The following is a 14,712-nucleotide window of genomic DNA, read 5'->3' on the forward strand; positions in this document are numbered from 1 at the left end:
GACAGCATAGACCCGGGCGGGCCGGGTGGGCAGCGGTTTCGTGCATGCACAGCGTTGACCCCTGGGCAACGTGGGAGCGGGCGCTGTTCACCAGCGGGCCCGTGCCGCCACGGGCCCGTGCCTGAGCGAGCAGCCGTACCTGGCAGGCATCACCGTGTCCTCGTCCGCGTCTGGCCGCGTGCCGGGACGTGCATCGCAAGGAGCCCGTATGAAGGCCGTGGCCGTCTTCCCCCAGAAGCGCGAGGTGCGGGTCATCACCGACGCCCCCGAGCCCCGCATCCAATCCCCCACGCAGGTGAAGGTGCGGACGCGGGAAATCGGGGTGTGTGGCACGGACAAGGAAATCACCGAGTTCGTCTACGGCTCCCCGCCGCCGGGCTCGGACCACCTCATCCTGGGCCACGAGTGCCTGGGCGAGGTGGTGGAGGTGGGCGAGGCCGTCCGGGGCCTGAGCCGCGGGGACTGGGTGGTGCCCCGCGTGCGCCGGCCGTGCCCGCATGCCACCTGCCCGCCGTGCCGCGAGGGCCAGCCGGACTTCTGCATCACCGGTGATTACACCGAGCGGGGAATCAAGGGCGCTCACGGCTTCGGCGCCGAGTTCTTCGTGGAGGACGTGGCCTACCTGCACCGGGTGCCCGCGGAGCTGCGCGAGGTGGCGGTGCTCACCGAGCCGCTCACCATCGCGGAGAAGTCCCTCCGCCAGTTGGAGCGCTTCCAGGACCGGCTGCCCTGGAAGGGGGGGCCGGGCCGCGCGGTGGTGCTGGGCGCGGGGCCGGTGGGGCTGCTGGGCGCCATGGCGCTGGCGCGCCGGGGGTATGCCACCACGGTGTATTCGCGCAGCCCCAAGCCCAACGCGAAGGCCGAGGCCTCCGAGGCGCTGGGGGTGCCCTACATCTCCTCGAAGGAGGTGCGGCCGGAGGAGCTGGTCCGCAGGGTCGGCGCCGCGGACGTCATCTACGAGGCCGCGGGCGTGGCGAAGGCGGCGCTGGAGACGCTGAAGGCGCTGGGCCCCAACGGCGTCTGCATCCTCACGGGTGTGCCGTCGAAGGAGGAGCCCTTCGACGTGGCACCGGTGCTCAAGGACGTGGTGCTGGGCAACCAGGTGCTGGTGGGCACGGTGAACGCGGCGGAGGTCGACTTCGACATGGCGCTGGAGGACTTGCGGCACTTCCAGGCCCGCTGGCCCGGGGGGCTGGAGCGGCTCATCTGCGCCAGGTACTCGCCCGAGGACTTCCGCGACGTCGCCACTGGCAAGAAGTCCGGCGGCATCAAGGACGTCATCCGCTTCATCTGAACCCCTTCGACGAGGAGTGACGCATGGCAACGGGAAGCGGCGGTGCCTCGGTGACGGGACAGCCGGTGGCCATCGAGGACCACGGCATCATCGGCGACCTGCGGACGGTGGCGCTGGTGGGCCATGAGGGCACCATCGACTGGTTTTGTTTTCCGCACTTCGACAGTCCCAGTGTCTTCGCCGCGCTGTTGGACCGTGAGAGGGGAGGCCACTGGGGCATCGCGCCGGAGCCCGACGGGGTGATGCAGCGGCAGTTCTACTGGCCGGAGACCAACGTCCTGGTGACGCGCTTCTACACGCCGGATGGCGTGGGTGAGCTGGTCGACTTCATGCCCATGTCGGGCAGGAAGGGGATGAAGGAGGAGCGGGAAATCCTCCGGCGCGTGCGGGTGGTGCGTGGACAGATGGTCTTCCGCATGGAGTGCTTCCCGGCCTTCAACTACGCGCGGGATACGCACGAGACGAAGCTCATCCACAGCGGGGCCACCTTCTCCTCTGAAACGCTCCGGCTCACGCTGTCCTCGTCGGTGAAGCTGAAGAAGACAGAGCGGGGCGTCACCGCGTCCTTCACCCTGCATGAGAACCAGTCCGCCGTCTTCTCCCTGCACCCGGGCGCGCGCACGTCCTGCGAGGCGGTGGTGCACAACCATGAGTCCTCCGAGGACCTCTTCCGGGAGACGGTGGAGTACTGGCGTCACTGGCTGTCGGGCTGCCAGTACACGGGCCGGTGGCGGGAGACGGTGCAACGCTCGGCGCTGGCGCTCAAGCTGATGACCTTCGCGCCCACGGGCGCCATCGTCGCGGCGCCCACTTGCAGCCTGCCGGAGTCACCGGGCGGAACGCGCAACTGGGACTACCGCTTCTGCTGGCTGCGCGACGCGGCCTTCACCGTGTACGCGTTCCTCCGCATCGGCTTCAAGCAGGAGGCGGCGGCCTTCATGCGCTGGGTGGAGGCGCGCTGCGCGGAGTACGACGACGGGCCGCTGCCCCTGATGTTCGGCATCGACGGCGAGCGCGTGCCCGAGGAGCAGGAACTCCTGCACCTGTCGGGCTATGGCGGCGCGCGCCCGGTGCGCATCGGCAACGCGGCGGCGGACCAGTTGCAGCTCGACATCTACGGCGAGCTGATGGACTCGGTGTACCTGTCCAACAAGTACGCGGCGCCCATCTCCTATGACTTCTGGCGGCACCTGCGGCGGCTGGTGGACTGGGTGTGTGACAACTGGGCGCTGCCGGACGAGGGCATCTGGGAGGTGCGCGGCGGGCGGCGGCAGTTCGTGTACTCGAAGCTGATGTGCTGGGTGGCGGTGGACCGGGCCATCCGGCTGGCGGACAAGCGCAGCTTCCCGGCGGACCGGGCCCGCTGGCACAAGGTGCGGGATACCATCTTCGAGGACATCATGGACAAGGGCTGGAACCCGGAGCGGGGCGCCTTCGTCCAGTACTACGGCGGCCACGCGCTGGACGCGGCGAATCTGCTGATGCCGCTGGTGTTCTTCCTGTCCCCGGTGGACCCGCGCATGCTCCAGACGCTGGACGTCATGCGCAAGCCGCCGTCCCAAGGCGGCCTCGCGTCGGACGGGTTGGTGTTCCGCTACGACGTGGAGGCCACGTTGGATGGGATTGCCGGCAGCGAGGGCACCTTCAACCTCTGCAGCTTCTGGCTGGTGGAGGCGATGACGCGCGCCAGCGTGGCCCGGCCCGACTTGCTGGAGGAGGCGCGGCTCATCTTCGAGCGGATGCTGGGCTACGCCAACCACGTGGGCCTGTACGCGGAGCAGACGGGCATGTCCGGCGAGGCCCTGGGCAACTTCCCGCAGGCGCTCACCCACCTGGCGCTCATCAGCTCCGCCTACAACCTGGACCGCACGCTGGGCCGGCGCGACTGAGGCCGCGTCATGCGCCCTACACGCCCACGAATTCGGGCCAGGCGCCGGGCGTCACCACGCCGACCAGGCGCACGCCGAGGTCATCCGGCCGCTGGACGATGTCCAGGGCGTCGAGCAGCCGGGGGTCGTCCGCGAAGTGGCGCCGCTTGCGCTCCACCAGCAGCTCGAAGTCGTGGAGCATCATCTCCCGGACGTCTCGGGGCATCCGCTTCAGCGTGGCGCGCGCCCGCTCCACCCAGCCCTTCTCCGGCTCCCAGGTGTCCTGCACCACGGCGTTCCACGCGCTCAGGGCCAGCGCCAGGCAGGTGAAGAGCTCGGCCTGCGGGTCGTCCGAGTCCTCCACGTCGTCCAGGATGGGTTTGGCAAACTCGAGCAGCGTCTCGGAGACCTTCTTCGTGGGGAGCGAGCGCGTAGGCGCGTGGGTCGCCTTGGGCCGCCGGGTGGCCAGCGACAGCAGGTCGAGCTTTCCCACGTAGCTCCCCGTCAGCAGCGGCAGGGGGATTTCCAGCCGCACCCGGACCTGGAAGTCCCCAACGTTCAGCTCCACGCTCACCTCGCGCTCCTCGGGACGTGCCAGGGCGAGCGCCCGGGCCACCGCCGCCGCCAGCAGCAGCTCCTCGGCGTTGCCCAGGCGCGGTGTGTTGCGCTGGACGCGCATCACGTCGGGGACGAAGGGCAGGCCGGTGACGTCCTTGACCGTCTTCACCACCCAGTCCGGCTCGTCCTCCAGCGTCACGCCCAGCGAGTCCGGGATGAGCACGTCGACGTTGCCGCCCGGCAGGCCAGACATGCTCATCCGCTCCACGGAGCCGGCCCGGTCGAAGAGGGCGAAGCCGAACTCGCTGCCCCCGCTCCCCATGACGGACAGCTCCCGGGTGCCCCGCACGGCACCCTCCAGGTGCACCGTGAAGACCTCTTCGTTCGTCCACTCCTCCCAGGGCTCCGCGCGGATGAGCGCCGCCGTGGCGTCGAGGAGCGCCGTCGTCACCTCTGGCATCACCTTCAAGCCCGGCTCCGCGGAGGCCCAGTGCAACTGGAGGGTGAGCGCCGCCCGGAAGCGGGCGACGGAGTCCGGCATGGGCCGCGACGCGAAGCCATGGGTCGCGCCGGAGCGGGCCAGCCGGCTCTCGCAGTAGCGCTTGAGCCCCACATGGTCCCGCGCCAGGGACTCCAGCCCCTCCGCGTCCCGGCGCCCGAAGACGGGGGGCAGGGCCTCACCGTCGGACGTCAGCGCGACGTAGATGGATGCGCGGCCATCCACACCCACGTCGATGGGCCCCAGCTTGAAGGCATAGAGGGCCCCTGGCTCCAACTCGGGCGCTGGGGGCTTCCGCCGAGGCTTCCGCTGGGCGGCATCCTGGAAGGCCCGGCGGCGAGGAGGAGGTTCAAGAGAGAGGTCCTCGGGGAGCTCGGTGGTGGTGAGCTCCGCGCGGATGGGCTCGAGGGAAGGCGCCTCCTTCGAGGTGTACACCTGGGTCAGCGGGATGCGTTCGTCACGCGACAGGCCCAGCTCCGCGTAGAGGTCATCCCAGAGCAGGTCCGCGGCGTCGGAGAGGTGAGACACCTGCGACTCCCAGTCCTTCAGCCATTCGAGCACCTGGGCGCGGCCCTCGGTGGAGCGCACCAAGTCGCTGGCGCTCCTTCCACCCCAGGCGGGGATTCCCTGGGCCAGCTCCGCCCGGGCCCGTTGCGCGAGCGTCAACGCGAATGCGTCCGCCAACTGGGGGGGCGCGTCGTCTGGCAGGGCGCGCGCGGGCTCTCCTCGGACGGACTTCGCCGGCCCCAGCGTGTCCTCTTCGTGCTCGGCCTCCGCGCCCAGCAACTCCTCCAGCAGGGCCTTGCCCTTCTCCAGACGCTGCGCGGAGTGGGTGGTGAGGACCAGCACCTTGCCCTCCACCGAGAGGGAACCCCACAGCGCCGCCCGAGGACCCTCCCAGCTGTAGAGTCCCTTGCCCTCGCGGGTGAAGCCGTCGTGCCGGCGCAGGCGCTCTTCGACCTTCGCCGGGTGGCGGATGCGGAAGCGCGCGGTGCAGATGCGCAGCGGCGCGCCATCGAAGTCGAGGAGTGGCCGCTCGGTGGTGAACAGCTCCAGCACGCGCGTGAAGAGAAAGGGCGCCAGCCGCCGCGCCTGCCTGCGGCGGCCGGGCACGTCGTCGGCCGGAGGCTGATGGGTGGCGAACGCGTGACGCGCGGCGACGACGACGTGCTCACGCAGGGGGCGGGGAATCGAGACGATGCCTCCCACCAGCTCCAGGTGGTCCTCGGTGGGCATCACCCAGCTCACAATCAAGTCGTAGCGGGCCACCTGCGTGGTGAGGCTGCGCTCCTTCACCTCCAGCACCTCGTCGAGCACGAGGTCCCTCAAGCGCAGTCCTTGGCCAAACCGCACCTCCTCCACCTCGAACACCGAGCACCAGGACGCGGCCAGGGCCGACAGCAAGCCGCGCTCGGCGCGCGACAGGCGTTGCCCGTCCCTGAGGAGCTGACGGTCCGCCGCGGTGCGGCCCTCGGCGTCTTCCCGTCCATGGAGGGTCCACGCCATCAGGGCGGCGTTCATCCAGGGAAACTGCTCGTCGTCCCACGTCGTTGGAAAGTCGGCGCGAGCGCTCGCGGACAGCTCCGGCTCGGCGTTGGCGAAGGCGCGCAGCGACGCGAGTCCGCGGGCGAAGGCGGTGGGGCTCCAGGTTGCCATGGATGCACCCTATCCACCGAGGCGGCAGGCCTCTACCCCATCAGGCGGGAATGTCGCCTCGGCGGCCCTGCGGCCAGCTCCCTGCCCGGGCGAGCCATTCCGGGCGCTGTCCCCGCAGGGGAAGCGCCTGCTCGCGCTGCACCCGCGTCCACTGCCGGGACTCCACCTGGAGCGTGCCCCCGCCGCGCAGGGCCGCCTCCCAGGCGAGCGAGGGGCGCCGCCTCATGGGCTCGGTCTCCAGGGCCCTGACCAGCACCTCCACCGTGAGGGGGGTACCCCTCAGGAGACGCGCGCCTTCCGTGAAGCCGCCGCGCCGCTGCGTCCACCAGGTCTCCACCGCCTGGGCGTCCACCTCGCCGGGGAGCACCCGGGGGCTGGGGAGCCGCGCCTGGAGGTCCTCGGCCTCGGGTTCGGCCTCCTCCTCCGCGTCCTCATCCTCGTCGGTGGGTGCCTCCACGAGGAAGGGAGGCACCAAGGGGAGTCCGGTGATGGCGGCGAAGGAGGCCGCGGCCAGCGGGCCCTGGGCCTCATCGCGCAGCAGCGGCAGCAACGCCTCGGCCGTCGGGAGCCTGCCACTGAAGCCCACCGCCCAGATGACCTCCGCTGGTGCGGAGCCGTCTTTCAGGCGCGCGAGGAGGCCCGCGAGGTCCTTCGGCTCACCCGCCACGGCGAGCGCGAGGAGCGCGCCGCGCGACGAGGAACCTCGGGCGTGCTCCCAGGCCTCACGCGAGCCCAGCAGCAACCCGGTCTCCAGGGCGGCGGTGCTCACGGTGGGATGGGCGTGGCCCAGGGCGCGTGACAGCCGAGCCTCCCCTGTCTGCGTCCTGGGAGCGAAGGGAAGGGCACGAAGCGCCTCGGCATGCAGCGCCGGGTCGGCCTCCCAGTCGAGCTTCTCGAGCGCGGCGCTCGTGTCGAGGTGACGGACGCGCGCGACCCGGAGCGCCCCCGCCTGGAGCGTTGGCTGCAACGTCGGCAGCTTCTTCAGGAGCAGGGCGTGGAGGTCCGGCCGGTCGAGCAGCTCCAGCGCGCGGAGGAGGCCCGGATGCGTCTCTTCGGCCCCCTGCTCCAACTGTTGGAACACGGGCTCGCGCCAGTCGGCGTCCTCGGCGGAGAGCAGGGCCCAGGCCGCGCTGGCCACGCGCGCGGGGTCCTCGGAGGTCAGCGCGGGGAGCAGCAAGCGGGTGGCGGCGGCGCTGCCTCCCAGCACGAGCGCATCCAGGTGGGCCCGCAGACGCCCTTCATCGCCCTCGGCCAGCGAGGACAGGGTGAGCTCCGGGCTCCAGAGGCCGTGCTCCCACTGCGTCCACAGGAACTCGGCTTCCTCGAGGTGGCGCTCCAGCAGCTCCCAGCGGACCGTTGGACGGGGGGGCGACAAGGGCCTCACAGCTCCTTTTCACAGACGAGGCACTTGGCCTTCGTGTCGCTCTTGCCGAGCGCGATGACCGGCCCCTGGAGCAGCGGTGCGGGCGGGGTGTTCTTGTCGTTGTGGAGCATGAGGTCGAAGGTCCGCGCCACGCTCTTGCCCTCGAACTTCACGTCGAAGGAGTAGTTGACGAACTCGGCCTTGCCCTTCGTCTTGCCGGAGACGACGCCGCCGCCCGCGGTGCCCGCCTCGTCGCCGGTGCTGGTGCTGAAGTTCGAGTCCTCGACGCACACCGGCTTGCCATCCACTGAGACCTTCGTCGTGCCCTTCGCCGTGTCCGAGGACATGGCGACGTTGGGGTAGGGGATGGGCACGGGGCCGGCGGGGCTGGGCGTCTTGCAGACGTCCGGGAAGGCGATGGTGGTCCCTCCGGTGTCCTTGTGGACGACGGACAGCTTGTTGACGCCAACGGTCGCGCTCATGCGGATGGCTCCTCGCCCGGGAGTGTATCGCTCCTGGGCTCGTGGCACGAGCCAGGGAGGTGGCTCGTTGTATCGTGCCGTGGAAGGCTGTCCCTCCGGTGTAGGAGGCTGTGTCGCGCATGTTGGGATGGGTCCAGGCGATGGGAATGGCGTCGTCGCTGGGTGGGCTGGTGCCTGCCTCGGCGGCGTTTCGTGCGGGGATGTCCTGGCCCTCGGCGGCGCCGGACTTCGAGGTCTTCCTGAAGGGCGACGAGGCGCCGAGCCCCGTCACCGTGCACGCGGCGGGAGAAGCCACGCTGGGGTTTTCGGGCGTGGGGCGGCTGGTGGCGCTGTTGGCGGAAGCGCTGGTGGACCTGGGGACGTGGGTGGACGTCGCGGCGCTGGGGCCGGGCGTGGGGCTCTACCTGGTGCTGCCCGACCCGGAGGCACGGGGCTTCACGACGGGGAAGGACCCCTCCGAGGAAGACCCGGACGACGCACGCGAGCGCATCGCGCGGCTGGTGGACCGGCTGGTGAAGGGGACGTGGCAGGCGCTGGGATGGCCCGCGTGGAAGGGGCTGGTGCGCGCGTTCCCCACGGGGAACGTGGCCTTCGCCCAGGCGCTGGCCGCGGCGGGCGAGGACCTGCGGGCGTCCAAGGCGGAGCGAGCGCTCGTCTGCGCGGTGGACAGCTTCCTCTCCCCGGAGACGTTGACGTTGCTGCACCAGCAGCAGCGCCTGAAGACCCCGGGCCGGCCCACGGGGTTGATGGCGGGGGAGGCCGCGGTGGCCTTGTTGCTCACGCGCGAGGAAACCGCGGAGTCCGCCATGGCCGTGGTGCGGGTGGCGCAGGGACGCGACGCGGCGCCGCTGGATGGGGAGCAGCCACCGGACGGGCAGGAACTGGCGCGTCAGGTCCTCGCGGCCTTGGGGCCCTTGGGACAGGACGCGTCCGCGCCGTTGATGGTGTCGGACCACGACGGGCAATACGCGCGCGCCTTCGAGTGGGGGATGCTCCAGGTCCGGCTCAGGGAGACAGACGCCCGCTTCGAGCAAGGCGCGGTGTGGATGCCGGCCAAGAGCTTCGGACACACGGGGGTGGCCTCGGGAGCGGTGGCCACGGCGATGGTCTTCCGGGGGCTGGCGCGAGGTTACGCGCCCACGTCGTCGGTGCTGGTGCTCTCCTCCGCGGAAGCAGGGGAGCGCGCCGTGATTCACCTCACAGCTCCAGGCCGTTCCAACCCTCGGCTGCGTAGACCTTGAAGCCGGTGAGGCCCGCCTGGACGAAGGCGGCGTGCACGTCCTCGCGGATGAGGATGAGGCGGCGCTCCATGGTGCAGCGGAACACCTTCGCCTGCGGGGAGATGGCGTCGTACTTCAGGGCCAGCTTCTTCACGCGGCCAATCTGGTCTTTGGCGATGGCGTTCATCCTGTAGACCGACCGCTCCATGTCGATGGCGTCTTCGGCCCCCTGGAGATTGAGGAAGGCGTAATCGGGACCCACGACGGCGCCTTGATGGTCCTTGACCACGACGGGAAGCCATTCCGCGTTGGTGACCTCCAGGGATTCGATGAGCTTGCGCGCGCGGCCTGAGACAAGCAGGTCGCTCATCAGGTTCGGTTGAAAATCATAGACAGTCCGGTCGTCTGGATAGTTCTTGGAGAAGGAGACCTCACCACCCACAGGAAACTGTTTGATGAGGCTGATGCCTTCGTCGAACTTCCAGTCTGTCGGGCTTCCCCGGGGATATTCATCGATGAAGCCTGCGTCGATGCCTTGGACCTTGAAGACGAAGTAGTTCACGGACGACTCCAATCCTGCATGAAATGCCGGGCCATCCCCTGGTGGCTGTGCCTCATGATTCTTCGTCCACCTCGCCGTCCTCCTCTTCAAGCCAGCGCAGGAAGCGCATGGCACCGACCAGGGCGAGCACCGGCGCTCCCTCCTCGTCCAGGAAGCGGATGGCATCCTTTTCATCAGACAGGCTGACCTGGACGCAGTACATGGCCATGTCCTTACCGGGACGGACCAGGTCCTTCAGCCGGGCATTGATGACGCGCGGATGCGCCTCCATCACCTCCGTGTAGACCTCATCCAGGGGGACCAGTACCCCCCGGACGCCCTCGCGTGCGGCGATGAAGCACGGAGACTGTTCCTCGAGGACCCGGGCGACGATGTCGGCGGGCTGCTCTTCTATGCAATTGGCTTCGAACATGATGGGTCAGAGCTCCAGTCCGTCCCAGCCTTCAGCTTCGTAGACCTTGAAGCCGGTCAGGCCCGCTTGCTCGAAAGCAGCGTGGACGTCTTCACGGATGAGAATGAGACGGAGTTCCTTCGTGCAGCGGAACAGCTTTGCGTCGGGACTGATGGCGGTGGTCTGCAGGGCCAGTTTGTCGATGAGCCCGATCTGCTCCTTGTCGATCGAATTCATCTCGTAGTTCGAGCGCTCCATATCGATGGCGTCTTCTGCCCCCTGGAGATTGAGGAAAGCGTAATCCGGACCGACGATAGCGCCCTGGTGGTCCTTGACGACGACGGGAAGCCACTCAGCGTTGGAGACACCGAGTGAATTGATGAGCTTGCGTGCTCGCCCAGAGACGAGCAATGCGCTCATGAGGTTAGGCTGGAAGTCGTAGAGGTTCCTGTTCTCCGGGTAGTTATCGGAGAAGGAGACCTCGCCTCCCGGGGGAAAGTCTTTGGCAAGACTGATGCCCATATCGAACTTCCAGTCTGTCGGACTTCCACGCGGGTAGCTCTCTATGAACCCCGCCTCTTCAGCCATCACCGTGAATACGAAGTATTTCATCTGGGGCGGTCCTTTGGTTAAAGCATCAGACCATTCCATCCCTCGGCACTATAGACCTTGAAGCCAGTGAGTCCTGCTTGAAGGAATGCAGCATGAACGTCTTCTCGAATGAGAATGAGACGACGCTCCATGGTGCAACGGAACATCTTGGCCTGGGAGTCAATGGCCTCGTATTTGAGCGCAAGCTTCTTGATGCGACCGATCTGATCCTTTTCGAGATGGTCCATCTTGTAGACGGAGCGCTCCATGTCGATGGCGTTTTCCGCTCCCAATAGGTTGAGAAAAGCGTAGTCGGGACCCACGACGTTGCCCTTGTGGTCTTTGACGACGACCGGCAACCACTCTGCGTTGGTGATTCCCAATGAATCGATGACGCTGCGAGCTTTTCCTGACACAAGATGCCCGTTCATCAGATTGGGCTGAAAGTCGTAAAGGTTCCGATGGTCAGGGTAGTTATCGGAAAAGGAGACCTCGCCGCCGATAGGGAAATCCTTGGCGAGGCTGATACCCTCGGCAAATTTCCATTCCGTCGGGCTGTTTCGAGGATAGGAGTCAATAAACCCAGCTTCAGTACCTCGAATTTTGAAGACGAAGTATTTCATGGTTTCAGAATCTCAATGCTCTTAGTAGAGCGAGCCCCACTCGTAGCGACTCTTGGCCTTCTTGTCCTTGGGAGCGTAGCGCACGAATTCATGCACGTACTGCGTTCCGGCTGTGATGGATTCAACGACAGCTCGGCTCAATCCTACGAGCAGGTCCCAGTATTTTTCTTCCAAATCCTTGAGCTGCTCGAAAATGCTTGTGACTAGCGCCTCGTGGTCTTTCTGTGCGTCTATTTCTTTTTGCAGCTTCTGGCTGATGACCTTCAGATCCAGCATGACTTCGTGCGTGTAGATGGGATGGTCGCCCGGGTGCTGCAGCAGCGCGTGGACGGGCACGGCCCAGGCCTGGTCCGGCAGCATGATGATGTTGTGGCCGTGGTTCAGGTTGTAGTCGGACTGGAGGATGAGGCGGAGTTGCCGGTACGTGAAGGCAGGCCCGTCCTTCAGCTCGTAGTAGAACGCCGAGCCCGGGAGGATGTGGTGCGCCTCCCACGCGTACGGGTACTTCTGGAGCGCGGGCTTCTTGTCCTTGTCCTTGGCCCTCGGGTTGAAGTTCTCCGGTGGCCCCCCGGGGAACTCAGCGGTCTGCTTCACCAGGTCCCGGATTTCATCCAGGTAGGAATGGTCGAAGACGCGGTACACGTCACGCCCGTCCAGGGACGCGATGTAGTCAGAGCCGTTCTGCGCGTAGTCGCTGTCCTTGCCGAGCACGCCCCGGGGCGCGGCGCTGTCGTCCACGTGGTCGGCGTCGTCCGCGGCGCTGGCCGCGGGCTTCGGCTTCTTCTTCTTCGCCGCCTTGGCCGCCGTGTACTTCCGGTCCCTGCTTCGCTCGAAGATGGACAGGAGCCGCTGCGCCAACTCCGTGTTCATCTCGCTCGCACTCAGGTTGCTCATGCGCGTACCCACCTCTCACGTTGTATGGTGCCTGAACGCCCCGTTCCAGGCTACGCTCACCCGCACCTCTCATCATGGCCCGTCTCATCTCCCTCCGTGCAGATGCCGCTGACTCCCTGGGAGAAAGGCTGAGCCGGTTCGACCCGGGCGCGGACCGCTCCAGCATTCTCGCGCGGTTGGACGCCATCACGCTCGACCTGCACCTCATCGCCGTGGCCACGCTGCTGGTGGATGGTAATCCACAGGGGTTCTTCCTCAACCTCTGCCGGATGGCGGAGAACGGCCGCCGGGTGCAGCGCCTCCTCGCGGACCGGGGCCTTCCGCCACCGCCCGCGCGGCGCAACACGCCGCTGCTCGGCGCGCTCGCCGCCGGCCACTTCTCCCTCGCGGAGGCCGTGGCCGCGAGCGCCGCCACCCAGTGGCAGCAGGGCGCCGAATACGAGGATGAGTTCCTCTGGGCCGCCGCCCTCCAGCACCTCACCCGCACGCCGTCCGCTCCGCTGGAGTCCATCCTCGTCCCGCTGGAGAAGGTGGGCCAGGAGCCCTACGCCAGCCGGGTGGCCATGGCCCGGGCCCTGGTGTCCAGGGACGCCGCCGCCTTCGCCGAGGCCTTCGCCGCCGCCTGCCTGGACCACGGCATCGTCACGGAGAAGCGCGCCCGCTCGCTGGCCACACCCGTGACGTCCTTCGCGCCGCACCGGTTCGTCTGGCTCGAAGGACTGGCCCTCCTGCGCCTCGCCGAGCGCGCCGGCATCGCACCCGGGGACACCGGCTTCCGCTACTGCCCGCCCCTGGCCCGCGTCCCGATGACCGCGACGTACTCGGGCGACTGGGCCGTCGACACGGCGCCGACGCGATAACCCGTCAGTCCGTTCCGACGGGTTGCCCCGGCTCCAGCGTCTCCGCGCCCTCGCACGTCACCTGGATGGAGCGCAGCTCCGTGGGCTCGCGCTGCAACGCGAAGGTGCCGCGCCACACGAGGAACAGCTTCATCGCGTCCGTGTCCAGGACCACGGTGTCCAGCCGCAGCGCTCCTTCCAGGTCATCCAGCCCCCGGGCCCTGGGCGCGAGCACCTCCGGAGACGGCAGCGCGGGCAACCTGAACGTCAGCGGCGCACCCGGCGCCATGTGCTTCAGCAGCACGGCCTCGCCCCCTCGCAGGTAGCCCGGGACGAGCTGGTCCCACGGCGCGCCGTTGAGGAAGCGCCGGTCGAAGTCCTTCGGCAGCAACGGGCTGCGCGACTTCTTCCACGCGTCATCGTAGGTGCCCGCGTAGCCGGCTCGGGGCTGCCAGTGCGGTTCGATGAACCCGAAGCCCGTGGGCGGAGGACGCTGGCCCCAGGACCTCAGCGGCTCGGCGGGAGACTCCAGGTTCGGCAGCCGCAGGTTCTCCTCGAAGCGGCTGCCCTTCTCGCGAAAGCCCGTGCCCAGCGGGTTGCGCGGCTCGAAGGCGCTGCCGTCCTTCCCGCCGAAGGCGCGCTCATAGCGCAAGGGGATGCGCTCGAAGGGGAGGGGCTGCGTCACCCCGATGCCGCCCATGCTCTTGAACCACGTGCGGTCCCCCAGCACACGGACCTGCTTGTGCACCGGCCCGACATGCAACTCGGCGAGGAGCTCGCGAGTCCCCGCCGCGGGCGCATGGGCATGCCCCACCAGCACCACGTCCGTGGCGGCCTTGAAGAAGGCGCTCTCGGGCTCCAGGCGGAGGCTGGCCGCATCCCCGCCTTCCCAACGCTCACCTCCGGTCAGCAGCGGCGCCTGCTCCGCGGACAGCGTCGGCGCGCCCCGAGGCCGCAGGTCGAACGTGGCCTTCAACACGGGCACGAACAGGGGCCGCAGCGCCTCGTCGGTGAGGAACAGCGGCTCGAAGGTGAAGGGCGTGAGGTTCTCGGTGGAGGGGTGCCCCATGAAACATGTCTACCAGTCCTCACCCGTTTGGGACACGGGCAGCCGGAGCCCGGCTGTCAGCCCGCGTTCCACCTCCCGTCCACGCCGTGCCCTCACACCCCGGCACGATGAGGCCGGCAAGGTCCTGCTCGACGTCTTCGTCCGGCGCGTGCCGTCCGTGGACGCCGGGGGATTCGCGTGGTGGACCCGGCCACGCCGCTCATCTTCTTCGGAGACATCCACAGCACGGATGACTGCGTGTCCGTGCTGGCGGCGCGGCGGCTGCTGGCGAAGAAGGGCTACAGCCCCCTGGGCCGGGTGGAGCTCGTCACCGCACGGTGAAGACGTGGTTGGTGCCGAAGTTCGAATCCCAGGCCTGGCAGCCCCAGCGGTTGGTGTTCTCGAACCAGATGGCCAGCGTGCCCCGCGTGTTGAGTGGGATGGACGGCGCGGGCGGGTTGGGCGTGGAGGAGAAGCCCGCCACCCAGAAGCGCTGCACCGGCCCGTCGTTGAACTGGTAGTAGCCCGTCATCGTCCACCCGAGCGTGGTGCCGTTGATGTTGCCCCGGCACTGCGTCAGCCGGTCCGCGCTGTAGTGGATGGCCGCGGTGGAGCCAAAGGGCAGCGGGTTGGGGGACGCGAATACGCTCCAGCCCTGCGCTGGCGACTGGAAGGTGATGCTGGAGGCGGACTGCGAGGAAGCGGCCGTTCCGGCGAGCAGCACGGTGACGGCGGCGGCGAGACACCAGCGGGGGGATTGACGCGGCAAGGCAAAGCTCCAGGTTGAGAGGAAGCTGCGTTGCGGATACGCACACCGTGGCAGG

The 14,712-nt window shown here is 68.3% G+C and carries 15 protein-coding genes; 5 read left to right on the plus strand and 10 right to left on the minus strand.

The genetic code is table 11. The annotated features are described in order from the left end of the window. Positions 1-208: 208 nt before the first annotated feature. Entirely contained in the window at positions 209-1,294 is a 1,086-nt protein-coding gene (locus tag HNV26_RS03745; protein ID WP_171445415.1) for a glucose 1-dehydrogenase, read from the plus strand. Positions 1,295-1,317: 23 nt separating this feature from the next. Continuing rightward, positions 1,318-3,183, plus strand: coding sequence for a glycoside hydrolase family 15 protein (locus HNV26_RS03750; protein WP_171445414.1), 1,866 nt, complete (start codon positions 1,318-1,320; stop codon positions 3,181-3,183). Between the two features lie 16 nt (positions 3,184-3,199). On the opposite strand, the gene HNV26_RS03755 is transcribed toward HNV26_RS03750, so the two are convergent. Genes HNV26_RS03755 through HNV26_RS03765 form a run of 3 tightly spaced genes read right to left on the minus strand, consistent with a single transcriptional unit; the run spans position 3,200 to position 7,720 of the window. Next, a complete protein-coding gene (locus tag HNV26_RS03755) occupies positions 3,200-5,875 on the minus strand; it encodes a hypothetical protein (protein WP_171445413.1) in 2,676 nt (891 codons plus the stop codon). Positions 5,876-5,915: 40 nt separating this feature from the next. Next, the gene (locus HNV26_RS03760; RefSeq protein WP_171445412.1) at positions 5,916-7,259 is read right to left on the minus strand and encodes a TIGR02270 family protein; all 1,344 of its coding nucleotides are present in this window, start codon (positions 7,257-7,259) and stop codon (positions 5,916-5,918) included. Continuing rightward, positions 7,256-7,720, minus strand: a complete 465-nt coding sequence (locus HNV26_RS03765) for a DUF4150 domain-containing protein (protein WP_011550193.1) — start codon at positions 7,718-7,720, stop codon at positions 7,256-7,258. Before HNV26_RS03765 ends, HNV26_RS03760 begins: the two co-directional genes overlap by 4 nt. 119 nt (positions 7,721-7,839) lie before the next feature. Between HNV26_RS03765 and HNV26_RS03770 the strand changes: the two genes are divergently transcribed. After that, positions 7,840-8,961 (plus strand): hypothetical protein, encoded by a 1,122-nt coding sequence (locus HNV26_RS03770; RefSeq protein ID WP_171444538.1) that lies wholly within the window; start codon positions 7,840-7,842, stop codon positions 8,959-8,961. Here the strand turns inward: HNV26_RS03770 and HNV26_RS03775 are convergent. From HNV26_RS03775 to HNV26_RS03795, 5 genes are read right to left on the minus strand one after another with little or no spacing between them, the layout of a single operon-like run. Then, positions 8,918-9,502, minus strand: a complete 585-nt coding sequence (locus tag HNV26_RS03775) for an imm11 family protein (RefSeq protein WP_171444539.1) — start codon at positions 9,500-9,502, stop codon at positions 8,918-8,920. The genes HNV26_RS03770 and HNV26_RS03775 overlap by 44 nt on opposite strands. A 52-nt stretch (positions 9,503-9,554) precedes the next feature. Beyond that, positions 9,555-9,914 carry a hypothetical protein gene (locus tag HNV26_RS03780; RefSeq protein WP_171444540.1) on the minus strand — a complete coding sequence of 120 codons (360 nt, stop codon included), beginning with the start codon at positions 9,912-9,914 and terminating at the stop codon, positions 9,555-9,557. A 6-nt stretch (positions 9,915-9,920) separates the two neighbouring features. Beyond that, complete coding sequence (locus HNV26_RS03785) at positions 9,921-10,505, minus strand: MXAN_0049 family immunity protein (protein WP_171444541.1); 585 nt, start codon at positions 10,503-10,505, stop codon at positions 9,921-9,923. 17 nt (positions 10,506-10,522) lie between these two features. After that, positions 10,523-11,107: an imm11 family protein gene (locus HNV26_RS03790; RefSeq protein WP_171444542.1), complete on the minus strand. Its 585-nt coding sequence runs from the start codon at positions 11,105-11,107 to the stop codon at positions 10,523-10,525. A gap of 21 nt (positions 11,108-11,128) precedes the next feature. Beyond that, complete coding sequence (locus tag HNV26_RS03795) at positions 11,129-12,001, minus strand: MXAN_0050 family toxin nuclease (RefSeq protein WP_171444543.1); 873 nt, start codon at positions 11,999-12,001, stop codon at positions 11,129-11,131. A gap of 74 nt (positions 12,002-12,075) precedes the next feature. Here HNV26_RS03795 and HNV26_RS03800 point away from each other — a divergent pair, with 74 nt between their 5' ends. Beyond that, entirely contained in the window at positions 12,076-12,861 is a 786-nt protein-coding gene (locus tag HNV26_RS03800) for an Imm49 family immunity protein (protein ID WP_171444544.1), read from the plus strand. A 4-nt stretch (positions 12,862-12,865) separates the two neighbouring features. On the opposite strand, the gene HNV26_RS03805 is transcribed toward HNV26_RS03800, so the two are convergent. Beyond that, on the minus strand, positions 12,866-13,909 hold the full coding sequence (locus HNV26_RS03805) for a DUF2169 family type VI secretion system accessory protein (protein ID WP_171444545.1): 1,044 nt from the start codon (positions 13,907-13,909) through the stop codon (positions 12,866-12,868). A 177-nt stretch (positions 13,910-14,086) separates the two neighbouring features. Here HNV26_RS03805 and HNV26_RS38150 point away from each other — a divergent pair, with 177 nt between their 5' ends. Next, positions 14,087-14,230, plus strand: a complete 144-nt coding sequence (locus HNV26_RS38150; protein ID WP_253816196.1) for a hypothetical protein — start codon at positions 14,087-14,089, stop codon at positions 14,228-14,230. Here HNV26_RS38150 and HNV26_RS03815 read toward each other — a convergent pair. Further along, positions 14,217-14,657, minus strand: a complete 441-nt coding sequence (locus HNV26_RS03815) for a DUF6209 family protein (RefSeq protein ID WP_171444546.1) — start codon at positions 14,655-14,657, stop codon at positions 14,217-14,219. The two genes, HNV26_RS38150 and HNV26_RS03815, sit on opposite strands and share 14 nt — an antisense overlap. Positions 14,658-14,712 lie beyond the last annotated feature (55 nt).

This window comes from Myxococcus xanthus, from assembly GCF_013116825.1.
GTDB classification, from domain to species: domain Bacteria; phylum Myxococcota; class Myxococcia; order Myxococcales; family Myxococcaceae; genus Myxococcus; species Myxococcus xanthus_B.

Excerpts from the sequence above, each read along its gene's own strand:
- HNV26_RS03745 (WP_171445415.1), top strand. The coding sequence starts at position 209 with ATGAAGGCCGTGGCCGTCTTCCCCCAGAAGCGCGAGGTGCGGGTCATC.
- HNV26_RS03750 (WP_171445414.1), top strand. The coding sequence starts at position 1,318 with ATGGCAACGGGAAGCGGCGGTGCCTCGGTGACGGGACAGCCGGTGGCC.
- HNV26_RS03755 (WP_171445413.1), bottom strand. The coding sequence starts at position 5,875 with ATGGCAACCTGGAGCCCCACCGCCTTCGCCCGCGGACTCGCGTCGCTG.
- HNV26_RS03765 (WP_011550193.1), bottom strand. The coding sequence starts at position 7,720 with ATGAGCGCGACCGTTGGCGTCAACAAGCTGTCCGTCGTCCACAAGGAC.
- HNV26_RS03770 (WP_171444538.1), top strand. The coding sequence starts at position 7,840 with ATGTTGGGATGGGTCCAGGCGATGGGAATGGCGTCGTCGCTGGGTGGG.
- HNV26_RS03780 (WP_171444540.1), bottom strand. The coding sequence starts at position 9,914 with ATGTTCGAAGCCAATTGCATAGAAGAGCAGCCCGCCGACATCGTCGCC.
- HNV26_RS03785 (WP_171444541.1), bottom strand. The coding sequence starts at position 10,505 with ATGAAATACTTCGTATTCACGGTGATGGCTGAAGAGGCGGGGTTCATA.
- HNV26_RS03790 (WP_171444542.1), bottom strand. The coding sequence starts at position 11,107 with ATGAAATACTTCGTCTTCAAAATTCGAGGTACTGAAGCTGGGTTTATT.
- HNV26_RS03795 (WP_171444543.1), bottom strand. The coding sequence starts at position 12,001 with ATGAGCAACCTGAGTGCGAGCGAGATGAACACGGAGTTGGCGCAGCGG.
- HNV26_RS03800 (WP_171444544.1), top strand. The coding sequence starts at position 12,076 with ATGGCCCGTCTCATCTCCCTCCGTGCAGATGCCGCTGACTCCCTGGGA.
- HNV26_RS03805 (WP_171444545.1), bottom strand. The coding sequence starts at position 13,909 with ATGGGGCACCCCTCCACCGAGAACCTCACGCCCTTCACCTTCGAGCCG.